This is a genomic window from Prosthecochloris sp. (assembly GCA_015482705.2).
Taxonomy (GTDB): domain Bacteria; phylum Bacteroidota; class Chlorobiia; order Chlorobiales; family Chlorobiaceae; genus Prosthecochloris.
Genome location: JADMLA020000017.1, coordinates 18,828 through 42,429, shown reverse-complemented (window position 1 = coordinate 42,429; position 23,602 = coordinate 18,828). Strand labels below are relative to the sequence as shown.

Below are 23,602 nucleotides of genomic sequence, written 5' to 3'. Positions count from 1 at the left end.
GCATATGCAATGCTCGAACAGCTTCAGGGAACATGCCACAAGGTTATGACAGGCTTCGCTTTGCTTCATGGAACGATCTGTCATACCGACTTCGTAACAACCCTTGTGGAGTTCTCACCGATGACAGGAGTCGAGATAAACCATTACATCGACACGCAACAACCATTCGACAAAGCAGGAGCATACGGGATCCAGGATCCCTTCATATCATGCTTTATCCGGCGCATAGAAGGCTGTTATTACAATGTGGTAGGCCTACCCTTATCACGCATCTATTCTGTCATGCGTACAATGGTGCTGGTATAGTGGCCTGCGGTAAGACATCGTCAGGGAAAAAACCGGTTTTAGTGATCACCGGGCCGACAGCCTCTGGAAAATCCGCTCTGGCCCATGCTGCAGCCAAAATTCTCGAAGCTGAAATCATATCAGCGGACTCTCGACAGATTTTCCGCGGAATGGATATCGGCACAGCCAAACCTTCGGCAATCATGCTCGAAGAAATACCCTATCATTTTATCAGTGAAAAAGAGATCGACGAAGAATATAATGCCGGTGATTTCGCTACCGATGCCACCCGACGCATACTGTCTATCCTTGAAAAAGGGAAAAATGTCATAGTTGTCGGCGGTTCGACGCTCTATATCGAAGGACTGCTTTGCGGCTTCACCGATCTTCCGGAAAAAAACCCGCTAATCAGACGTGAACTCGAAGAAGAGCTGAAAACCTCGGGAAAGAATGCTCTCTATCAACGCTTGCAATCAATCGATCCTGAACAAGCGGCAACCCTCGATCCATCAAAAACTCAACGCCTCGTCAGGAGCCTGGAAATCATAGCTATAACCGGTAAAACCGTTACCGAACTTCAAACCGCAGCGAGAAACCGTTCTCATTCCACCACATTCGTTCCGCTCGCCCTCTCATGGCAAAGAAAAGAACTCTACGAACGAATTGACAAACGCACCGATGAAATGATGGAATCGGGACTGTTCGAGGAAGCGGAAAAGCTCTACGAGCTTTATGTAAAAGAGAAGCCCGGCAATACCATCAATGCACTGGAGACAGTTGGTTACAAGGAACTTTTCCAGTATTTCGAAGGCAAGCACTCTCTTGAAAAAGCCGTTGAACTCATCAAACAACATACTCGGAATTATGCCAAACGGCAGCTGACTTTTTTCAGAAACAGGCTCAATGTCACATGGATAACCGCACCGCGGGATAAAGAAAGTCTACACCAGCTGGCGGATGAATTGATCAACCATTTATTTTGTCACTAACCCCTCGCTTTTCTTTTCGAAACCCCGGATCGTTCATCCTTTTCGACGCTCAGGTTTCCAAAGATAATATCCGATACAAGGCTTTTTTCTTGGAAAATTTCCTCTTTTTCCTGAAACTTCAAACAGAAGGCAACAGTAACATCAACATTTCAATCGAGGCGTTCTACCATTCGCCCGGAAAATCATCTTCAAATAATACTCAATGAGCTTTTAATTTGTTGTAAAAAAAGGTATTAAGCCTTATCACCAAGGCTGTAATGATGAAACATTCAGTATCAAAACGCAAAGACCTGATTATCCTTAAAATTGAAGAAACAGTCTTTGACGTTCGACATGCACAAGCTTTCGGTCAATCAATTGACAACGTTCTTGAAAGCAAGGGGAAAAAAAATATGGTTATCGATTTTTCCTTTGTCAAAGCAATCGATTCATGCGGTATCAGTTCGATGCTTCTTGCCCACCGAAAAGCGAACCAGTCTGAAGGACTTGCAATTTTCGTCTCTCTCTGTCAACAGATAAAAGACCTTCTGAAGCTTTCCGGACTGGATAAACAACTCTACATTTTCACCTCTCTCAACGAAGTCATGACGTTGATCGACACGTCAGGAAAAAATAAAAAAAGCCCAAAAAAAACACCCCGCAACAAGGTTTCGTCAGCACCGGCAAACAATGAGGAGTGTGACATCGAACTGATCTCTTCACCCGGGTTCAATAATGAGGAGGAAATCATTGAGGAACCTGCAAAAATCGAAGATAAAACATCCCAAAAGGCAATCCCCGCCAAAAAAAGAGGACGACCAAAAAAGCTTCTTCCTCCCCCGATCCGGAATCAAGAGTAAAAAACAACCTTATCCCGAGAACGCCTGGTCCCCCCTGCTTTTTCACACGTTTATCATTACGCACAAGGAACCTTTTAGCAATATTCCTATTTACTAACAACGGTGATGAACGATTGTCAACGCATCCGAAATCAAAGAGTCTCAATCGATTACGCAGTGAAAAAACATTGTTGAATACCGCTCAGTCTTTTCGGGAAACTATTGACCGATGGCCCTCTTTTATTCTTGGCATGACTTTTTTTCTCAATGGATACCATTCAAGTCCTTTCTTACATAACCACCGCAGCGGGCGGCCTTTTCCTCTGGTTCCTAGAAGGTTTCATCCCGTTTTTCAGCGGCAGAAAATCCAGAGGTACACATGCCGGATTAAACCTATCCATTGCAGGCCTCAACCTCGTAATTCTTCTCCCAAGCGGGATCATGATGGCTTTTGCTCTTGAACAGTCAAAAACCATATGGTCAGGAGTCAACATTCTGGGGCTTCCATTGTTTCTTGAAACAATGTTGGTCATTCTGCTTATCGATCTCTGGATGTATTTCTGGCATAGAATCAATCATGAAGTCGATTTTTTCTGGCGGTTTCACTCGGTTCACCACAGCGACCCTTCGATGGATGTCACAACCGCATGGCGGTTTCACTATGTTGAAATAGTGTTGTCGGAGTTGCTTCGTTTTCCTGTTTTCATTCTTATCGGTGCAGGCATCGAGGACCTTATTCTTTACTCCATGTTGATGACACCTGTGATTGAATTTCATCACAGTAACGTCAGCATTCCCTCTTCAGTTGACAGATTGTTACGGATTATTATACCTACCCCCTTGATGCATCGCGTACACCATTCGGTTACACGCTCGGAACACGATGCAAACTACGGAAGCATGCTCTCTTTCTGGGATAGACTGTTTGGAAGTTTCCTACTGAAAAAAGACATCAAAAACATGACTATCGGCCTCGACAATGAAAGCGCCCCTGAACAACAACGCCTCTTTGCGTTACTGGCAAGACCTTTTCAACAGTGATAACTCGAAGTATGGCCAGTTATTTCAAAAACAAAAAAATTGGAACCTTCGGTGCTTTTACGAGCTCATTTGCAGGGCGCATGTTCAATCTCCAGATTCCTTCCAGAGCATTTACCATAGGTGAACGGCATTACAACACCGGAAACGACCTTTTTACCCTTATGCTCGATCCCGGCATGAACTACAGCTGTGCTTATTGGGAAAACAGCAACAACCTCGAACAAGCCCAAGAGAAAAAGCTGCAGCCGGTATTCGATAAACTCGAACTCAAACGAGGGATGAAGGTTCTCGACATCGGCTGCGGGTGGGGTGGCGCCGCACAATATGCAGCAGAACATTATGGCGTTAACGTAACCGGTATAACCGTTTCGAGCAAACAGGCGCAGTTTGCACAACGGTTTTGCAGTGACCCGTCGGTTTCAATCAAACTCTGTGATTATCGTTCACTCAACGACAAATACGACCGGGTTTATTCTATCGGTATGTTCGAACATGTTGGTCACAAAAATTACCGTCGCTATTTCGAAGTTATTGACCGATGCCTTGCAAAGGATGGGCTTTGTCTGATTCATACTATAGGAGGGAACGAACAGTCTACCTCAACGGACCCCTGGATAAGCAAGTATATTTTTCCCAACTCGATGATTCCGGCCGCCAGTCAGATAACTGGCGCATATGAGGGAATATTCGTTCTGGAAGACTGGCATGTATTTGCTCATGATTACTACCTTACATTGAAATCATGGCATCAAAACGTACAAAAAAACCTTGAAAAACTTCAAGCACGATACAGCGAACGGTTTTTCAGAATGTGGAAGTATTACCTACTGAGTTGTGCCGGAGCATTTCGAGCAAGGAAGCTTCAGATATGGCAAATTTTGCTTTCGCCACAGGGCATAAAAGGACTCTACCGCGCCCCGCGGTAGCCGAAAGCCGAAGTCAAAGGGCACCTCTATGCATTTATTCCATGCCGTAGAGTCATGTCGGACGTAAACCGGAATCCACACAACTGTTACACCTATTTTCCCCGCTCGAAATATCCCTGTCCTCTTCATTTTTCCCTTTAGCCTTTTGACTTTCCCCCAATTCCTATTCATAAATATGCCGATATGGATAGGCTTTTTCAAACGCATGCACCTGAATCCTTGACGCTGCAAGAATTTCTTCAAGAGAACGCCCGGAAACAACCATCTTACGGTATAGCGGTCCCCCTGCAAGCTTATCGAAAAACTGTCCATTCGTTTTCAGATCAAACAGTCCTGGATAGAGTTTCTGCAAAGAAAGCATAATTGCTATACCGGTCCTGAAAGGCTCGAAAACAAGCCGATCGGTCACCTCAAGCCGAACACCACTGCAGCGCAGCCCCTGAAACTTTCCCGATGAGGGAATAAACTGCACTGCCTGAAACGAAACTCCAGGCAGTTTGAAACGTTGAAGCTCTTTTTCAAGAAAATCTGCGTTGATGAAGGGAGCCCCGAACTGTCTGAATGGAAACGGTGTTCCTCTCCCTTCACTGACATTGGTGGCTTCGAGAAATACCGTGGCAGGATAAACAAGCACTGTTTCAATACCGAGTATGTTGGGTGATGGGGACTCGAAACGCACTTCTGGATAATCATCCAGAAAACGCTCACGATCGTACCCCTCCATCGGAACCACCTGAAGGCTAAGTTCTGGATAAAACCTCTTTTTCAGGAAAAGAGCGATCTCACCGATTGTCATCGCATGAATAAAAGGAACGGGGACCGAACCGACGAATGACACGTAGTCCGGATCGAGCATGAAACCACCGGCCGGAACCGGTCCAAGAGGGTTGGGACGATCGAGAACCATAAAGGAAACTCCGGCCTCCTGACAGGCTTCCATGGCATAACGCATTGTTGAAATATAGGTATAGCAGCGGGCCCCGACATCCTGGAGATTGAAAACAAGCACATCGACGCTACTTTTCAACAGCTCTACATCAGGCTTTTTTTGGGAACCATACAGTGAATAGACCTCGAGCTCGTTATCGAGCTTTTCATCTTTCACTCTCATGCCTGCAGCAACAACAGTATGAAAGCCATGCTCCGGCGCCATAAGATATTTAAGGTCCAGGCCATGACGCAGAAAAACCCTGTAGTCAGGTTCTCCGTCAACAGTTATTCCCGCCTTGTTGGTAATGAGAGCAACTCTTTTTCCCTGTAGATCACGGCAACGGTCGGCATCGAGCACATCGATGCCATACCGTAAAGACCGAGCATGAAGCGTCGTTGACACGCAAAACATACAGACAAAAAAAAGGAAAACGATGTACACATCTCTCAAACTCATGAAAAAGTCTCCCAATACCGTTCGTTTTCAGAAGAATACGCTGAACAATCAGAACATACAAAGCCGTATAACGGGAAAAATACCATACGGACGAACGAGATGAAAGTAAAACAGGGCATAAAAAAAGCCGCGCAACATGGCGCGGCTTTTTCTTGTGGTGGGGACAGGACTTGAACCTGCAACCTTCGGGTTATGAGCCCGACGAGCTACCAATTGCTCCACCCCACGATGTTTTAGTACCTTAATGTACAGAACTTAATATTCAATTCAAAACATTATTGTACATTTTTTCCATTTATTTCTGATCCGCTCACTTCGACGAGGTTCATTTTGCCATCGTTGCCTTCAACAGCAAGAATCATCCCCTGTGACAGCTCTCCTCTGATTTTCCTTTCTGCAAGATTAGCAACGAGTATGACATTTTTCCCTATAACGGATTCAGGAGAATATGATTGAGCGATACCTGCAAGAACCTGTCGATTTTGTGAACCGACCTTCAATTGCAATTTCAGTAGCTTGTCGGCTTTTTTAACTCTCTCACATGCCATAACCGTGGCAACCCGAAGATCGACATCGAGAAAATCATCGAAACTGATTTCCGGTTTGAAACGCGTACTCTCTTTCTCTGCCGCTTCCTTTTTTTCGATTTCCGCCAGCAAACCTTCAATCTTTTCAAGCTCAGATGCAATGTCCTTGTCTTCTACTTTTCTGAACAGTATTTCAGACTGTTCAGACAAGTTGTGACCTCGTTTCAGTTGTGGATATTTTGCCGTATCCCAGGAAGCGCTGCCGTTCTTCAAGGCATCATCGAGCGTCTCCGAAAAACCAAGCATTGCGTAGATTCGATTGGCCGTATGAGGAATAACCGGGTACCACGCAATCGCAAGGGTATAGCAGAGATTTACCGAGAGCGCCATTGTCCGTGCAGCGGCATCCGGGTCTGTTTTCAACACTTTCCAAGGCTCTGAATCGGTCAGAAAACGGTTTGCTGCACGAGCTATCTGCATGGTAAGGGATGCAATATCCCTGATATGAAAATCCTCATAGGCTTTTTCAATCCTGTCAAAACAGTCCTCCCAATCAATACCGAGTGACCGCCAGTCCTCTTCAGTGCATTCATACGGGATTTCACCATTGAACTTGGCATTGGTAAAATCAATGGAACGTTTGATGAAATTTCCAAGCGTATCGGCAAGCTCTCCGTTGGTTCTGTTTTGAAAGTCCTGCCAACTGAAGTCGCTATCCTTGTTCTCGGGATAATTCATTGCGATGGTGTAACGCAACGTATCGGCCGGAAACTTGTCGAGAAATTCTCCAAGGTAAACCGCGTAGTTTCTCGACTTGGAAAACTTGCGGCCCTCGAAGTTCATAAATTCAGATGCCGGAACGTTATCGGCAAGAGAATACACCCCCTCATTCCTCCCTTCGTTCCATGCCATAAGAATAGCCGGAAACATAAGAGTATGAAATACAACATTGTCCTTACCGATAAAATGAATGATCCGACAATCGGAATTTTGCCAGTATTCACGCCACAACTCAGGTGTCCCACGATTTTCCGACCATTCACGGGTAAATGATATATACCCGAGTACCGCATCGAACCAGACATACAGCACTTTGCCCGTGGCCTCGTCATTGTCTATTGGAACGGGGACACCCCAGTGAAGATCCCTCGTGATCGCCCTGTCGGCAAGCCCCTGTTTCAGCCAAGTAGCGGTATAGTTCAGCACATTCGTGCGCCAGTCTCCTGTATGGCGCTCAACATAATTCTCGAGCTGTCCCTGAAACCTTCCTAAAGGAAAGTACCAGTGCAACGTTTCCCGCAGCTCGGGCACCTCATCCGAGAGCTTACTTCTTGGATCAATAAGTTCACGCGGGCTTAAATGAGTACCGCATTGCTCACACTGATCGCCGTTTGCTTCGGCATAGCCACAGATCGGACAGGTTCCGGTTACATATCGATCGGAAAGAAACCTCTTTGTTTGAGGATCAAAGAAATGCCGCTCTTTTTTCTTGACAAAAATATCCTTTGAGTCTATCTCGCGAAAAAACTCCTGTGCTGTTCGAAAATGCCCTTTGGATGACGTCCTGCCATAAAAATCAAACGAAATCCCGCATCGTTCGAAAGCATCGAGATTCATGCTATGATAACGATCAACTACATCCTGAGGAGAAATATCTTCTTTATCCGCAGTGATCGTAATGGGCACCCCATGTTCGTCGGAGCCTCCGATATGGACGATATCTTCACCCTGCAGTCTCTTGTAACGTACATAAATATCGGCAGGGAGGTAAACGCCTGCCAAATGCCCGAGATGTACAGGACCGTTTGCATATGGAAGAGCAGTCGTGACAAGCGTTCGCTTATAATGGTTGTTCATAGATATAAAAAATACTTGGATTCAAACTTACTTCTTGACAAACATCGATGTAAACTCCTTCAGCGATATCAGCACCTCTTTTCCGTCTGCAGGATAGCGAAGGATGATTTCACTTTTTGCAGGATTGATATTTTCAATGATTGCCGTACCATCAGCTGTTGTGACCTTGCTCCCCAGTGGAGGATAATTGTCGGAACTTCTGTTCCTCGAGCATTTTTCATATTTAGAATAGCTCAGGCAACACTTTGGGCGGTTACACTGGCCGATAACATTATAGGCATGGTTGTCACCGTGGCCATGTTCGGAAACCTGCTGTTTTTCAGCAAAAGGATTCGCATGAATTTTCTGAATCCAGCTGGAACAGCATAAAACACAGCCGCAGGCACCGAAGCTGTTGGCTCTGCGGGCTTCTTCACGTGTAGTGATCTGAACCATTTGAATCCTTGCCTTGAATTCACTGGCAAGATCTCGTACAAGTGCACGGAAATCAACCCTGTGTGTCGCCGTATAAAAAACCGTCACCTTTTGCTGATCGAGCCGTAACTCCACATCCACCAGCTTCATATCAAGCCCGTGCCCCTTGATCTTCGATAAACACACATCACGAATCTCAGGCTCCCGCTTTCGAACCGAACGGAATTGCTCGGTATCACTCTCTTCGGCAAAGCGTATGATTGAATCCAGTTTATCTTTTTTTTCATCGAAGCCCTTCAGCTTCATCTTTTTTGCGGCAATCACCCCTGTCGAATAAACAATACCATAGTCATACCCTCCATCCGCCTCTACGATAACAGCTCTGCCAACTTCCGATTTTTCGTTAGTGGGGTTTACATAAAATTCACGACGGCAGCATTTGAGTTCAATTTCACATATGTTGCCACCACCTGCATCATTGTCATTGTACAGCTGTTCGATTTCACGATGCAACATCCTGGAAAGCTGTAAGCGCACCTTGGCATAGTCACCTAACGTACAACTGCATATTACATTACTCATAGTAGTTCAACTTTTTACAGGGTTGTTCCCCATCTCATGTTAATCTGCCATATGACAACGCAATACCTTTGGCTCCTCATGTCCTGCATGTACCTGTTGTCAATTTGGATGGCCATTCCAGTGGCCGCCCTCCACTACCTCCTCAATCCCGTCAGTCTCCTCAAACCGTCCACTTTTGTATTTATAGATTCAGTTCCCTTGACCACAATCGACATATCATCGATATCTCCGGTCATTATTTTCTCTTTCAGAAATGAAAGATGCCGTACCGTAGTATCCTGCATATGATTTGTCAACACCTTATGACCGGAAAAATCATTCCGCCCGACAAGCTCAGGTACGTTGAATGAAAGGAACAAATCGGGCCTCTGGTCCTCAAGATATTCAATCCGGCTGACAACTGAAACCAGATATATTCCTTTGGTTTTCTGAAGTACACGCGAAACAATCGAGGAGGTACCGTTAAAAAAACGAAGTGGCTGCTTGTCCACATGTTCGATCAGCCCTTGTGGAAAAATCCATAAGGCATTCTGCTTATGACATTTCTGTATAAGACATTCTGCGGCGTAATCAAGGGTACAAAGGGCGCTTTTCGGGTTTGAGCGGTCAATGGAAAAAGCACCCAGGCGGGTAAAAAAGCGATGCTTGACGAGCTGCTGATATTCAATGATTATATAGAGGTTTTGGCTGAAAAACTCTTCAGTACAAAGCTGTGACCAAAACCCGTCCCACCAGTACGCATGATTGCAGTAAAAAATAACCGGATATCGAGCCTGCATGCCGAGGGTTTCAGGTGGGACCGAAACCCTCACAGCATGAAAATGCCTTCTGAACTGCCGCCGGGAATACCAGCTAAACCATTTGGTATATGCTTTGCTTCGACGGACTGTCAACATGAAGTGTTACTCAAACGCTTTTCTGATCCTGTCAACAGCCACTTCAAGCTCGCCGATCGAAGCCGCATACGATAACCGAAGGTTTTCAGGAGCCCCGAAAGCCTCACCAGGTACGGTTGCGACATAATGATCGATAAGAAGATATTCCGCCACATCTGTAGAACTGTTCATTTCTTTTCCGCCAAACGTTTTTCCAAGCAAACCTGCGATTGAAGGAAAAATATAAAACGCCCCTTCCGGTAATGTTGCGGTTATTCCCGGAATCTCATTGAGGGCCTTATACATATAATCCCTGCGCATCTCAAACTCCAGCCTGCGCTCCTCGATAATCCGCTGGTCGCCGGTAAGCGCAGCAACGGCTGCTTTCTGCGCAATTGAATTGGCGTTCGAAGTGGTTTGAGACTGTATTTTTCCACAAGCATCGATCAGCCATTTCGGCCCGGCAAGAAAACCGATCCGCCACCCTGTCATTGAATATGTTTTCGACACGCCATTGCTGACTATAACCCAATCGCGCATTCCGGAAATCCTTGCAGGAGAAAACGGCTTTACCGACCCGTAAACGATCTGGTCGTACATCTCATCGGATATCACAAAAATCTCACGACCATCCAGTACCGCCATCAACGCTCTTACCTCACTTTCCGAATAAACTGCACCTGACGGATTCGAAGGAGAATTAAGTATCAGTACTTTTGTCCTTTCGGTAATTGCAGCCTCGAGCTGTTCCGGCTTCATTTTATAACCGGAATCGATGGTAGTGGGAACAATAACCGGCTCAGCCCCCGAAAGCCGAACCATCTCGGGAAAACTTACCCAGAAAGGCGCAGGAATGATGACCTCATCCCCCTCCTCACACAATGCGAGAAGTGTGTTCGCCAGGGTCTGCTTTCCCCCATTGCTCACAATGATCTGTTCGGGAGTAACGTCGAGTTGGTTATCACGTTTGAACTTTTCAACAATAGCTTTTTTGAGCTCGGGAATACCGGCATTAGCCGTATAGCGCGTGAATCCGGATTGTATAGCATCGATACCCGCCTCTGCCACAAAATCCGGTGTAGGAAAATCGGGCTCACCCGCAGACAGGCTGACAATATCCTTGCCTTCAGCCTTCATTTGTTTCGCAAGCCCGCTTATTTTCATGGTTTGCGACTCCTGCATGCTCAAAACCCGCCGGCTGAGATATCTTTCTTCAGGAAAACTATTTATGCTCATAACATGAAAAGATTAAACATTTGAAAGTTCGAAAAACACCTGCAAAAGCCTGTATCAGAGATTATGTTCCTCAAATTTTTTCTTCAGCATTTTCAATACGTGAGGATGAACGAATTTGCTTACATCACCCCCGAGTAACGAAACCTCCCTGATGATCGACGAAGCCACATACGTATAGTTGACATTAGGCATAAGAAAAACAGTGGTAACGTCCGGGTTCAAATGTCTGTTGAGAAGCGACATCTGAAACTCGTACTCGAAATCTTTTACCTGGCGCACACCGCGAACTATCGCGGCTGCCCCTGCATCATGCGCATATTCTGCCAGAAGGCCACTGTGCAACACTTCGACTGTTGTTCCCGGAAGAAATTCCGTAACGGTTTCGATCATCTCAGAACGTTCTTCAACGGAAAAAAGAGTTTTTTTTGTACTGTTTTCCGCTATAACAACGATAACCCGCTCGAAAATCGTCAGTGCCCGTTCAAGCACATCCAGATGCCCATTCGTAAAAGGGTCGAAAGTACCCGGATAAATTGCAAGCTTTTTCATAAAAATGTTCTCCTGAATGTGTCCGACCAATCACTCGGTCCGGCGATAGGTTTAGGAATTAGGAAAAAAAAGAAACTCTCGTCATCCCGTAATCTTTATGAAAAGCGTACCGTGATTCATCTTCGAAACTGTGACGATTACTATGCTCGATAAGGAGTACACCGTTTTCCGTTACCAGACCATGGTCGAAAATCTCACGAATCAGGACTTTGTAATCCTTCCAGTTATACGGTGGATCACAAAAAACAAGGTCATAAGCCATTTTTTCGGTTTTAACAAACCGAACGACATCCTTTTTGACAATCCTCACCTTTGACGCCACACCCAGTTCACTTGCGGTTTCCCGTACAGACTTGAGAGACTGAAAACTGCTGTCGACAAAGCAAACCATCTCCGCACCACGGCTTAACGCTTCATAACCGAGCGAACCAAAACCGGCAAAAAGATCGAGGACCCTGATTCCTACAAGATCCATCCGAACGGAAAGTATATCGAACAGAGATTTTTTCACCCTGCTGCTGCAGGGACGGATAGAACCGGTTGTGCTACGCTGCAGTTTTTTCCCCTTGTATCTACCTGACTGTATCTGCACCCCTGTGTTAAAAATCACCGAAAGATGTCTCTCCCAGTATTTCCAGAGCTTGTTCACACTGCTCTGGTGAAGGAGGTTTTCCGTGCCAATTCGTATTATCAGGCATCGTGCCTTCAAAAAAAGGAACTCCTTTACCCATAACCGTTACGGCAAGAATAACAGACGGTTTTGCCCTGTCCTTTTTTTCCCGAACATTTTTCATTACAGCAATGATATCTTCGATGTCATTGCCGTCGCACTGATGAACATCCCAGCCGAAAGAGCTCCATTTTTCGGCAAAAGGCTCGACATTCATGACCTCGCTGACCTCTCCATCGATTTGCAGATTATTGTAATCGACGATACCGACAAGATTACCAAGTCCGTAGTGCGCAGCACTCATCGCAGCTTCCCATATCTGGCCTTCCTGGCACTCACCATCTCCCATGAGGCAGAACACATCCCCGGAACAACCATCCATACGCTTTCCCAAAGCCGCACCGACAGCAGCAGAAAGCCCCTGCCCGAGCGAACCCGAAGCGATACGTATACCAGGCAAACCTGCTTCTGAAGCGGGATGCCCTTGAAGATAGCTATTGATCTGGCGTAACGAATGAAGTTCTTCCAGCTGAAAATAACCGCTTCTAGCAAGAACACTATACCATACAGGAACAATATGACCATTCGATAGAAAAAGCATGTCCCTTTCAGTGGTTTCACCTGAATCATGCGGGTCATGCTGCATGATTTTAAAATACAGGGAGGTAAAAACATCGGCCATACCCAACGATCCGCCGGTATGTCCCGAAGCAGCTTTGGTGAGCATACGCACAACGTCTCGCCGCACCTGGCAAGCCATTTCCTTCAATTCCTGAATTGATTCCAGTGTAACAACCTGTCCTTTTTTGTCTGCAGGATAAGGCTTGATATTTTTCGCCATTGCTGAGGCCCCGTATTTCTTGAATTATTATGGGTTACGATGCAAAATGTAAAGGTACGTGCAAAGGTGTAAAAATCCAACAGCCTATATATCCCCCTTTCGTTATCGGCGATTCAAATACCTGAAAAAAGCGACAAGTACGACAACAAGAAAAACAAGTGTGAGCGGTATGCTGTAAGCCGCCATATACGTTCCAATCCGGTGCCAGTTTTCTCCCAACAAATATCCTCCACGAAGCAGGAGTACATACCAAACAATTGAACTTGAGAAGGCTGCTGCACAAACCCCCGTTACGTTAAGATGCAGGAAACCTGACATCACCGATATGATCGCACGATAACCGAAAAGAAACCTGTTGATCAAAACAGCAAAATAACCGTGCGTCGAAAAGCGCTGCCGAGCAGATTCCATCTGATCAGGAGGAAACATTCTGTGAATTGCCGTTACCAACCCATGCTTGACTCTGCTTTCCCCAGGAGCATAAATACTGAGCCCGATTTTCCTGCTGATAAGAAACATCAACATGAAACCAAGGGTTGAACCGGCCGATGCAAAAGCAACGGAAAACCAGAAATCGATATCACTGGAGAACGTTAGATAACCGACAAACGCTACAGGCACATCCCCCGGAATCGGGGGTACGACGTTCTCCAGAAAAGATATGAAAAACAGGAAAAGGTATATCGCAACGGGATCAGCGGATCGAAGATATTCTACAATACTTTCGAGCATGTGTTTCCAAGACTCGTGATCCGATACTATTTCAGGTCAAGAACTCTTTTTTCAACCTCCGAATAAGCATCTTCCACTCCCCCGAGATCGAAACGAAAACGGTCTTTGTCCATTTTCTCCCCGGTATCGAGATCCCAGAAACGACAGGTATCAGGACTTATTTCGTCACCAAGAAGAATTTCGCCCTTGTGCCGACCGAACTCGAGCTTGAAGTCAACCAGATTGAGATTTCTTTCTGCAAAAAAACGTTTCATGAGCGTGTTGATCATTGCCGCCTGCTCTTTTAGTGTATCGAGCTCTTCATAGGTAGCCAGACCAAGTGCGACAGCATGGCTCTCATTCATCAATGGATCATCGAGATCATCGTCTTTCAAATACAGCTCGATAATAGGTCTCTCAAGTTTGGTCCCTTCCTCGAAACCATAACGTCTTACAAGCGATCCGGCAGCGACATTTCTCACAACTACCTCTACCATTATAATTTCAAGATATTTGCAAAGCATATCCCTGTCCGAGAGCTTCTCGACAAAATGGGTCGAAACCCCGTTTTCAGTGAGATAGGTAAAAAGTTTACAGGATATTGCATTGTTGACAACCCCCTTGTTGCTGATCGTGCCTTTTTTCTTGTTATTGAAAGCAGTAGCATCATCTTTGAATTCCTGAATAACAAGGTCACTTGTATCAGTCAGAAAAACTTTCTTCGCTTTTCCTTCATGAAGAAGCTCGGTTTTATTCATAGTTCAGTTCCCTCTATGGTTTTGTTTGATTTGATTTGACTCACAGAACGTACCGGTTTTTCCGGAGCGACAATCCCACTTCACGTATCGCTACAACATAACGATTATGAAAACATTCAACCTCTATCTTTCGCTCATCATAACCGTGTCGATAGTCGGATCGTTACCGATTCTCGAAAAGATTACTTTGGCAAAGATGAATATCACGCAAATGATTTTCTATCGAAGCCTCTCACAGACGCTTATTCTCGGCATTGTCGTCTGGGCCTACGGCTCGTCACTTTCAAGCGGCATACCGCTGAAATATACCGTTTATGCGCTCCTTCAGGGAGTCGCAATCACAATTATGCTTTTTTTCTACCTTTCGGCAATAAAAACAACCGATGTCTCTTTCGTGTACCCGCTCATTGCAACTTCTCCCCTAATAACCTATGTACTGGCAATCGTTGTTCTCAACGAGCCATTCAATATCGTTCGTATGTCGGGTGTAATTCTGGTTATTGGAGGTATAATATTGATTCTTCACAGCAGGTAGTATGGAAACAGCAAAGAATCCTTATTCGTGTTCCTCATCGTTCGCCTGTTGGACAGCACCACGAAGCACAATATTCACCTGATCATCAGTCAAACCTTTTTCCATAAGGAAGTTCATAAACCTGAACACACCGAGGTCCGAAAGCATGGCTTTCGGTTGATCTTCTTCATGAAGGCCACGAGATCTGCAATGCTCCTCGGCCGTATTGATCCAGTTTGTCACAAACTGCTCCGATTTGCCGTCGTTAGTGAAATATTCACTAACGATTCGCACGACATCGGGCCTGGAAGGTTCTGGATTGTCATTGAAAATCTGCTGCATCTCACGGGATATTTTCGCAAGAACATCTACCGCTTCCCTGTCGAGCGCTTCCTCGAGAATATCCTTTGCCTTTTGTGTAACATCGATCTTTCTAGCCATACTGCTGTTGATCGTTGGATGTTTTATGCTTCAGTACGCTTACGGTAAAATCCGGGACAAGTTACATATCATTATTGTAAAGAAAAAATTTTGCCCTTTTCTGCACAATGATAGAATTACGGCCCGGAAAACATGTCTATAACCAACCCTTAGCACGTCGATATCCAAGAACCGTGCAACTCACCCTCCTCAACGTCCTGCTACTTCATCCAGGAGGAAAACAACCATGTGCGTATCACCGGCCGCATCGATAAGGAATATAAGACTTGCTGATTCACCGACCTTTTCGGGTTTAGCAACCCTGATTTCGCCGGACAGTATCATTCCGGGAAAAACAGTTGATTTCCTCAAGATCGATGACAGCGAAGAAATACGCTCTTGCTTATCATGCTCTATTTCCGCAAGATCGGACTTCAGCTCGTCGTCGGCTGCAGCTCGTGCCGCCTGCTCTGCTGCCGGATCATAGGTGGTTTGGGTGTAGGTACCATATCCCTCAGGCCCCGAAAAAGAGCCTTCTGTATGGGAATACCCTGCCTTGGATGCCTGAGTGATGTTCCCCCAATACTCCAACCCTGCAAATACGGCACCTATAGCCGCTGATCGTTCGGCTTTCTTCACCAACTCGTCATAAGAATAGATTCTAACATGCAAAGGCTCCTCACCGGCATCGTTGAGCACTTCGGCCGTTATATTGTCTATCGAGAAAACCGTCGGCTCTTCACCGATGTTTTTCAGTAGGATATTAAATCTGGCCGTACTGTTGATCCACACTCTTTCTGAAAAGGAATACATGGCAATAACCGAATTGTCTTTCATCGAACCGACAATATGGTTTCCTCTGGCATAATACTCCGCCTGATCAGGCTGTATATCGAGAGATATTTGCCGTGAAGAGCCGCATCCAACAGTCAAAAAACAGACAAGCGATAACAGAACTGTTCTCGGGGACGGCATGAAAGCCTTACGGCCGCGTTTCAACTCACGAATTCGGTCATCGGGTTTTTTCCCGCCATATTTCAAGCCAACTGTCCACAAACCACACCCTCCCTACCTCTTTTTTAAAAACAATCGTAAACCAGGCATCTTTCAATACTTTTTTATTACACACATTGATAAATTAACCATTATAATCATAACAGATAGAATAAAATGAAAAAACGAACAGCGCTCATAACCATGGTGTCTTGGGTCTTGCTATCTTTGATATCACCAGTCATCGCTGCCGACGCAGATGATAATCGATTGTCAATGATGTGGTGGAACGTGGAGAACCTGTTCGACACCCATAACGATCCGTTAACCGAAGACAGCGAATTCACGCCTGAAGGAAGAAAACGATGGACCGAAAAAAAGCTTCTCTTGAAATATATACGGCTCTCGCACATCATAAAGGTTGTGCAGCTTCAAAAAGGATCGTACCCTGACGTCCTTGTTCTCGGCGAAGTTGAAAATCCGCGGGTCTTCAACCGGCTGCTCTCATTCCTTCCCGAAAGCCGCTACAAAACAGCCTATCATGACTCGGATGATCCCAGGGGAATCGACATAGCGCTCGCTTATGATTCTACAAGCGTCGTTCTCGACAGCTCCTTTTCCCGGAAGATCGACCTCAAAGGCAAAAACACAAGAGACATTACCTTGTACAGTTTCTCGGTAAACAGCAATCCTTTTTTCCTGCTGGTTAACCACTGGCCATCGAGAGTACTCGATACAGCATGGTCGGAGCCGCAAAGACTGCTTGCCGCAAAAACCGCAAGATCGATCATCGACAGCCTTATGAGTACGTCAATTCATGCCGATATCGTCGTGATGGGAGATTTCAACGACGAACCCCATGACAGATCGATACGCGAAATCCTGGGGGCCACTACCGATAAAAAAGCCTTCATGGAAAACCCGGGAAAAAAGTTGCTCAACTGTTGGGTAGAACTGGACGAAAAAGGTAGTTGTTATTTCGGAGGACGATGGTTGAAATTCGATCAGGTAATGGTTTCATCCGGGCTTTTCGATGAAAAAGGACTGTCACTTTCAGAAAATGCATTTTCCTGCTTTCACATCCAGCATATGCAAACCGGGAGAAGCGCACGCCCCAATGCAACCTACAAGGGACCGAAGTACCTGGGCGGATATTCGGATCACTTCCCCATACTTTTCGAAGCCATAACGCGGTGATATAAAACGTGTAATAAAATTTCACCGGCATAGAGATCCTTTCTTTGAAGAACTCCACAGAAATTGTAAATTCATCCTCGTTATGATCTTTGCGATTATACTCCACATACATTCAGTCACCTTCTTTCACGGGTATACGTGACTAGCCTGTGTCTGCTTGCCGACTAGCCTGAACAATGTTCAGCGACTCAATTTTACGGTTGCTTCTCAACTCATGCAATTCTAACGCAAAATCATAAAATGGACAACCAATTACTTCTTTATGCAGTACCCCTTTCCGGCATCATTGCATTACTGTATGCTTTGTTCAAAGCCGGATGGGTATCAAAACAGGACAGCGGAACCCAGGAAATGGTAACCATTGCCGGGCACATCGCGGACGGTGCGGTTGCATTTCTCAAACGAGAGTACAAGGTTCTGGTAATTTTTGTTATTTCCGTTGCGGTCCTGCTAGGCTTTGCCAACAGCGGAAGACCTGACTCTTCCCCGATTATCGCGGTAAGCTTCATTGTAGGCGCCATCTGTTCGGGTCTTGCCGGTTACTTCGGCATGAAAGTAGCCACCAAAGCGAATGTCAGAACAACGCATGCCGCACGGGAAGGACTTTCAAGAGCACTCAACGTTGCGTTCTCGGGAGGCCTTGTCATGGGGCTTTCAGTTGTCGGCCTGGGTATACTCGGACTCTCGACACTTTTCATTATCTACAACAACCAGTTTTCCGAAATCAATCAGGTAATCAACCTCATTTCAGGCTTTTCCCTGGGTGCCTCTTCGATCGCACTCTTTGCGCGTGTAGGAGGAGGAATCTATACCAAGGCGGCTGACGTCGGTGCCGATCTTGCGGGAAAAGTTTACGAGGGAATCCCTGAAGATGATCCGAGAAATCCGGCAACCATTGCCGATAACGTCGGCGATAACGTTGGTGATGTAGCCGGTATGGGAGCCGATCTTTTCGAAAGCTATGTCGGTTCGATCATCGGAACCATGGTTCTGGGTGCGGCATTCGTTCCCGTGTTCGACAGCATGGGCATCTCACCTATCGCCGGAGTGATCCTTCCGCTTGTCATAGCCGCTGTTGGTATCATCGTATCGATCCTCGGCTCGTTTTTTGTCAAGGTCAAAGAGGGAGGAAATCCTCAAACCGGTCTTAATACCGGCGAATTCGGTGCATCGTTTATCATGGCTGTACTGAGTTATTTCATCATCACGAACATCCTGCCATCGACATGGACGGTCAGTGGTGTAACGTATACCTCCCTCAACGTATTTTTCGCGGTTATCATAGGCCTTGCCGCCGGTGTTCTTATCGGTCTTATCACCGAATATTACTGTTCGACACACCATAAACCTGTCGTAAACATCGCCTATCAAAGCGTTACCGGTTCAGCAACAAACATCATCGCAGGTCTCGGCACGGGTATGATGTCAACCGGTCTCCCGATTATCGTTCTTTCGGCCGCAATTATCGGATCTCACTACTTTGCCGGCCTCTACGGTATAGCCATCGCAGCGCTTGGCATGCTTTCCGTCACCGGCATCCAACTTGCCGTCGATGCTTACGGTCCGATTTCGGACAATGCCGGCGGTATTGCCGAAATGTCCAAACTTCCGCCGGAAGTACGCGAAAGAACCGATAAACTCGACGCTGTCGGCAACACAACAGCCGCTATCGGAAAAGGATTCGCTATCGGCAGTGCGGCTCTTACCGCTCTGGCTCTTTTTGCGGCTTTCCGCCAACAGGCAGGTGTGGAGTCCATCGACATATCGAAACCGGTCATCATGGCAGGTCTGCTTCTTGGAGCCATGCTTCCGTTTGTGTTCAGCGCCCTTGCCATGGGAGCTGTAGGCCGTGCCGCCCGGGATATGATCACCGAAGTCGGTCGTCAGTTCAACGAAATTCCCGGCCTGAGAGAAGGAACCACCCCGGCCGAGTTCGCTCACTGTGTCGATATCTCTACAAAAGCGGCTATTCGCGAAATGATTCTTCCCGGCACACTCGGCGTCCTTGTACCTGTTGTCGTCGGTTTCGTTTCAAAGGATATGCTTGGCGGACTGCTTGCAGGGGTAACATCTTCAGGTGTGCTGCTTGCCATATTCCAGTCCAACGCCGGAGGCGCATGGGATAACGCCAAAAAACGTATCGAAGGCAATATCGAGTTTGACGGTGTAACCTACGGCAAAGGCACCGAAGCTCATAAAGCCGCAGTTGTCGGAGATACCGTTGGTGATCCGTTCAAGGATACCAGTGGACCGAGCCTCAATATTCTCATGAAGCTCATCGCAGTTGTTGCACTGGTTATAGCCCCGCTTATCTAGGCGGTTGTAAGTAACAAAAAACAGAGGAGGCCTCGAAGAATCGGGGCCTTCCTTTTTGTATGAAACACCATAGTACACCTTGCCTTTAACCTCTCGCACTTTATATCACATTTATTACATTCAGCTTTCAACATGTAATCAGAGAATGTAGAAACATCCATGAAAAACAATCTTTTGCTCGGAGCGGAAGCAATCGGTGCAGCAGCTCTTGATGCAGGCATCTCTGGGGTTTACGCTTACCCTGGTACTCCTTCGACGGAGATCACCGAATTCATTCAGCGCTCCCCTGAAGCAAAAAAACACACTGTCCGGTCGTCATGGTCCGCAAACGAAAAAACCGCACTCGAGGCGGCACTCGGCATGTCATTCGCCGGAAAACGATCCCTCTGCTGTATGAAGCATGTCGGGCTCAACGTAGCGGCTGATCCCTTCATCAACGCAGCTTTGACCGGAGTTAATGGGGGACTGGTCATCGCTGTTGCGGACGATCCGTCGATGCATTCATCACAGAATGAACAGGACAGTAGAGTTTACGGCAAATTCGCCTTGCTCCCCGTTCTCGAACCGGCATCCCAACAGGAACTCTACGATACCACAGTCGATGCGTTTCACCTTTCAGAAGAACTCGGTCTTCCGGTTCTTCTGCGTTTGACGACACGCCTGTCGCACTCCCGTGCCAATATCGTCCGACACCGTCCCTTTCCGCAAAACGTTTTGCGACCGGAAACCGATCCCAACCGTTTTGTCCTGATCCCCTCAAATGCACGCATCCAGTATCAGAAGCTTCTCGACCTACAACCAACGCTTAAACATCGCTCTGAACATTCCTCTCTCAACAAACTCATCGAAGGCCCTGGGAAAAAAGGCGTCATAGCTTTTGGGATAGCCTTCAACTATGTAATGGAAGTTCGTGAAATCCATGATCTCTCGATACCGGTACTCAAAATCGGGCAATATCCTCTGCCTGAAGAAATGCTGAAAGTCTTTATAAATAACTGCGAGAGTGTCCTCATCGCAGAAGAAGGCTACCCTTTTGCAGAAGAATACCTTCGCGGTCTTTCCGGCAATCCCAAACTCAGCGGACGCCTCGACGGTGCTTTACCCCGGTCCGGAGAACTCAATGCCACACTCATCGCCGAAGCGCTCGGCATTGCTCATGAAAAAACATTCGATATCCCGCCAGTCGTTACCGAACGACCTCCTGAACTCTGTAAAGGCTGCGGACATCGGGACATGTTCGATGCCATAAACGCTGCCATGCAGAACCAGCCATATCATCAGGTGTTCTCCGATATCGGATGTTATACGCTCGGAGCGCTACCACCGTATAATTCGATCCACACCTGTGTCGACATGGGTGCCGCGATAACCATGGCAAAAGGTGCAGCTGATGCAGGAATGCTGCCTGCTCTTGCGGTGATCGGTGACTCCACATTCACGCACTCGGGCATCACCGGTCTTCTCGATGCTGTCAATGATCGCAATAGCATCACCATCATCATCGCTGATAATGACACCACTGCAATGACCGGAGGACAGGATTCTTCGGCCACCGGAAGGCTACATGCCATCTGCCAGGGGATTGGCGTGGAAGAACAGCATATTCGAACACTTGTACCACTGAAAAAAAATATTGAAGAAAACATCGCTGCCCTTAAGGAGGAACTTGCCTACAATGGTGTATCCATTGTCATTTTCCACCGCGAATGCATCGAAACAGCGGCACGTAAAAGACGCAGTAACCGGCAAAAAAAGCAGCAGTAGAACCTGGATAGAATCATGAAGAAAAACATTATCCTCGCAGGTGTGGGAGGTCAGGGGATTCTCAGTATAGCCACTGTAATCGATCTAGCAGCAGTAAAAAGCGGTCTGAACATCAAGCAGGCAGAAGTACACGGCATGAGCCAAAGAGGAGGTGCCGTACAATCACATCTTAGAATCTCCGATACCGCAATCCACTCAGATCTCATTCCCCTGGGACAAGCAGATATTATTCTCTCGGTCGAACCCATGGAAGCCCTTCGCCACCTTCCCTGGCTTTCAGACAATGGCATGATCGTCTCCTCGATCGATCCGGTCAAAAACATACCGAATTACCCGGATATGGAAAAGATCACCGAACAGATCGAACTGAACGACTGTCATCTCCTGATCAATGCAGCTGCACTTGCCGCTGAAATCGGAAATCCCAAAACAGCAAACATGATCATGCTTGGCGCAGCTTCACCATGGACAAACCTCGAAGAGAACCTGATCGAAGAAGGGGTCAGGCTCCTTTTCGAAACCAAAAGCAAAGAGATCGCCGACCTGAACATCGAAGCGTTCAGAAAAGGACGTTCATTGTCGAAGAAAAGCAACGTATGGAAGAACAAAAACCTATAGAGTCGGATACATGATTTGGAACAAGCACAGAGAATGCATGGGTCGTGAAGAAATGCAGTCACTACAGGGCGAACGGTTACAGAATATGGTTGAGCTGGTCTACCACAACGTTCCTTTTTACCGCCAAAAGCTGCAGAATGCCGGTATCGAACCCGGGGAGATCAGAACGATAGACGACCTGAAACACCTGCCGTTCACCACGAAACAGGATCTTCGCGACAACTACCCGTTCGGGCTTTTCAGCGTTCCGCAACAGGATATCGTACGGCTGCATGCATCCAGTGGCACAACGGGTAAACCAACCGTTGTCGGCTACACGCATCGTGATATCCAGACATGGAGTGAAGTCGTCGCCCGCTCTCTTACCATGGCAGGTGTGACCAGAGAAGACATTATTCAGGTTGCTTACGGTTACGGACTTTTTACCGGAGGACTCGGGCTCCATTACGGAGCTGAAAAAGTGGGAGCTTCGGTGATTCCGATTTCAGGCGGAAACACAAAAAAACAACTCCAGCTCATGCAGGATTTCGGTTCAACGGTACTTGCCTGTACACCATCTTATGCCTCTTTTCTCGGCGAGGCGATCAACGAATCCGAAATCGACCGAAAGAACTTCCGCCTCACGTCAGGAATCTTCGGAGCCGAACCCTGGACTGAAGAAATGCGTAAGGAAATAGAGGACCTTCTGGGAATCAAGGCATTCGATATATACGGTCTCAGTGAGATCATCGGCCCAGGGGTTTCGATGGAGTGCTCAGCTCACCATGGCATGCATATCTTCGAAGACCACTTCATACCCGAAATCATCAATCCCGATACTGAAGAAGTTCTTCCATATGGCGAACTTGGAGAACTCGTGTTCACCCCTGTCACAAAAGAAGCCTTACCGCTCTTGCGTTATCGAACCCGTGACCTCACCAGACTGCATGCTGAAGCCTGCAGCTGCGGCAGAACACTCGTGCGTATGGAAAAATGTGTCGGCCGTTCCGACGATATGCTCATCATCCGCGGCGTCAATGTCTTTCCCTCGCAAGTCGAATCCGTTCTATTGGAAATGAATGAAACAAAACCGCATTATATACTTATTGTCGACCGTGTGAACAATCTCGATACACTTGAAATCCAGGTTGAGGTTGAAGACCAGTTTTTCAGTGACGAAATAGGAGAACTCGAAGACTTGCAGAAACGTATTCTTCACAATATTCAAAGCACCCTAGGTATCAGCGCCCGTATCAAGCTCGTCGAACCACGCACTATCGAGCGCAGCGCCGGGAAGGCACAGCGGGTTATCGACAACCGAAATCTTTAATCGAT

At 46.7% G+C, this 23,602-nt stretch carries 23 protein-coding genes and 1 tRNA gene; 11 read left to right on the top strand and 13 right to left on the bottom strand.

Going from position 1 to position 23,602, the window contains the following annotated elements:
* The 5 genes from QZ209_RS03055 to cfa all read left to right on the top strand — a co-directional run.
* A partial coding sequence (locus QZ209_RS03055) for a Maf family protein (RefSeq protein ID WP_294344586.1) occupies window positions 1-306 on the top strand: 306 nt, incomplete at its 5' end.
* A complete protein-coding gene (miaA, locus tag QZ209_RS03050; protein ID WP_294344585.1) occupies window positions 306-1,274 on the top strand; it encodes a tRNA (adenosine(37)-N6)-dimethylallyltransferase MiaA in 969 nt (322 codons plus the stop codon). The genes QZ209_RS03055 and miaA, both read left to right, overlap by 1 nt.
* Window positions 1,275-1,531: 257 nt before the next feature.
* Window positions 1,532-2,113, top strand: coding sequence for an STAS domain-containing protein (locus QZ209_RS03045; RefSeq protein WP_366515735.1), 582 nt, complete (start codon window positions 1,532-1,534; stop codon window positions 2,111-2,113).
* Between the two features lie 246 nt (window positions 2,114-2,359).
* Entirely contained in the window at window positions 2,360-3,133 is a 774-nt protein-coding gene (locus tag QZ209_RS03040) for a sterol desaturase family protein (RefSeq protein WP_294344584.1), read from the top strand.
* Window positions 3,134-3,144: 11 nt separating this feature from the next.
* Window positions 3,145-4,059: a cyclopropane fatty acyl phospholipid synthase gene (gene cfa / locus QZ209_RS03035; RefSeq protein ID WP_294344583.1), complete on the top strand. Its 915-nt coding sequence runs from the start codon at window positions 3,145-3,147 to the stop codon at window positions 4,057-4,059.
* 163 nt (window positions 4,060-4,222) lie between these two features.
* Here cfa and QZ209_RS03030 read toward each other — a convergent pair whose 3' ends face one another.
* The 11 genes from QZ209_RS03030 to purC form a co-directional block, all read right to left on the bottom strand.
* Window positions 4,223-5,446: a DUF1343 domain-containing protein gene (locus QZ209_RS03030; protein WP_294344581.1), complete on the bottom strand. Its 1,224-nt coding sequence runs from the start codon at window positions 5,444-5,446 to the stop codon at window positions 4,223-4,225.
* 155 nt (window positions 5,447-5,601) lie between these two features.
* Window positions 5,602-5,674 (bottom strand) — tRNA-Met (locus QZ209_RS03025).
* Between the two features lie 47 nt (window positions 5,675-5,721).
* Window positions 5,722-7,830, bottom strand: coding sequence for a methionine--tRNA ligase (metG, locus tag QZ209_RS03020; protein WP_294344580.1), 2,109 nt, complete (start codon window positions 7,828-7,830; stop codon window positions 5,722-5,724).
* A 27-nt stretch (window positions 7,831-7,857) separates the two neighbouring features.
* Entirely contained in the window at window positions 7,858-8,826 is a 969-nt protein-coding gene (locus QZ209_RS03015; protein ID WP_294344578.1) for a PSP1 domain-containing protein, read from the bottom strand.
* A gap of 134 nt (window positions 8,827-8,960) precedes the next feature.
* Window positions 8,961-9,722, bottom strand: coding sequence for a lysophospholipid acyltransferase family protein (locus QZ209_RS03010; RefSeq protein ID WP_294344576.1), 762 nt, complete (start codon window positions 9,720-9,722; stop codon window positions 8,961-8,963).
* 6 nt (window positions 9,723-9,728) lie between these two features.
* A complete protein-coding gene (locus tag QZ209_RS03005) occupies window positions 9,729-10,937 on the bottom strand; it encodes a pyridoxal phosphate-dependent aminotransferase (RefSeq protein ID WP_294344573.1) in 1,209 nt (402 codons plus the stop codon).
* Window positions 10,938-10,991: 54 nt separating this feature from the next.
* Window positions 10,992-11,486: a pantetheine-phosphate adenylyltransferase gene (coaD, locus tag QZ209_RS03000; RefSeq protein WP_294344571.1), complete on the bottom strand. Its 495-nt coding sequence runs from the start codon at window positions 11,484-11,486 to the stop codon at window positions 10,992-10,994.
* Window positions 11,487-11,544: 58 nt separating this feature from the next.
* Window positions 11,545-12,078, bottom strand: coding sequence for a 16S rRNA (guanine(966)-N(2))-methyltransferase RsmD (rsmD, locus tag QZ209_RS02995; protein WP_294344569.1), 534 nt, complete (start codon window positions 12,076-12,078; stop codon window positions 11,545-11,547).
* A 7-nt stretch (window positions 12,079-12,085) separates the two neighbouring features.
* Window positions 12,086-12,997: a transketolase gene (locus QZ209_RS02990; protein WP_294344567.1), complete on the bottom strand. Its 912-nt coding sequence runs from the start codon at window positions 12,995-12,997 to the stop codon at window positions 12,086-12,088.
* A 102-nt stretch (window positions 12,998-13,099) separates the two neighbouring features.
* Complete coding sequence (locus QZ209_RS02985; RefSeq protein WP_294344565.1) at window positions 13,100-13,729, bottom strand: VTT domain-containing protein; 630 nt, start codon at window positions 13,727-13,729, stop codon at window positions 13,100-13,102.
* Window positions 13,730-13,755: 26 nt separating this feature from the next.
* Window positions 13,756-14,466: a phosphoribosylaminoimidazolesuccinocarboxamide synthase gene (gene purC / locus QZ209_RS02980; RefSeq protein WP_294344564.1), complete on the bottom strand. Its 711-nt coding sequence runs from the start codon at window positions 14,464-14,466 to the stop codon at window positions 13,756-13,758.
* Between the two features lie 106 nt (window positions 14,467-14,572).
* Between purC and QZ209_RS02975 the strand changes: the two genes are divergently transcribed.
* Window positions 14,573-15,001, top strand: coding sequence for an EamA family transporter (locus tag QZ209_RS02975; protein ID WP_294344562.1), 429 nt, complete (start codon window positions 14,573-14,575; stop codon window positions 14,999-15,001).
* Between the two features lie 21 nt (window positions 15,002-15,022).
* Here QZ209_RS02975 and QZ209_RS02970 read toward each other — a convergent pair whose 3' ends face one another.
* Together QZ209_RS02970 and QZ209_RS02965 are read right to left on the bottom strand one after the other, a co-directional pair.
* A complete protein-coding gene (locus QZ209_RS02970; protein ID WP_294344560.1) occupies window positions 15,023-15,421 on the bottom strand; it encodes a RidA family protein in 399 nt (132 codons plus the stop codon).
* 189 nt (window positions 15,422-15,610) lie between these two features.
* Window positions 15,611-16,456: a hypothetical protein gene (locus QZ209_RS02965; RefSeq protein ID WP_294344558.1), complete on the bottom strand. Its 846-nt coding sequence runs from the start codon at window positions 16,454-16,456 to the stop codon at window positions 15,611-15,613.
* Window positions 16,457-16,570: 114 nt separating this feature from the next.
* Between QZ209_RS02965 and QZ209_RS02960 the strand changes: the two genes are divergently transcribed.
* From QZ209_RS02960 to QZ209_RS02940, 5 genes are all read left to right on the top strand, one after another.
* Window positions 16,571-17,590, top strand: a complete 1,020-nt coding sequence (locus QZ209_RS02960; protein ID WP_294344556.1) for an endonuclease — start codon at window positions 16,571-16,573, stop codon at window positions 17,588-17,590.
* 240 nt (window positions 17,591-17,830) lie between these two features.
* Window positions 17,831-19,906, top strand: coding sequence for a sodium-translocating pyrophosphatase (locus QZ209_RS02955; protein ID WP_294344553.1), 2,076 nt, complete (start codon window positions 17,831-17,833; stop codon window positions 19,904-19,906).
* A 159-nt stretch (window positions 19,907-20,065) separates the two neighbouring features.
* A complete protein-coding gene (locus QZ209_RS02950; RefSeq protein ID WP_294344551.1) occupies window positions 20,066-21,670 on the top strand; it encodes a thiamine pyrophosphate-dependent enzyme in 1,605 nt (534 codons plus the stop codon).
* Window positions 21,671-21,685: 15 nt separating this feature from the next.
* Window positions 21,686-22,288 (top strand): indolepyruvate oxidoreductase subunit beta, encoded by a 603-nt coding sequence (locus tag QZ209_RS02945; protein ID WP_294344549.1) that lies wholly within the window; start codon window positions 21,686-21,688, stop codon window positions 22,286-22,288.
* 10 nt (window positions 22,289-22,298) lie between these two features.
* A complete protein-coding gene (locus QZ209_RS02940; RefSeq protein WP_294344547.1) occupies window positions 22,299-23,597 on the top strand; it encodes a phenylacetate--CoA ligase in 1,299 nt (432 codons plus the stop codon).
* Window positions 23,598-23,602 lie beyond the last annotated feature (5 nt).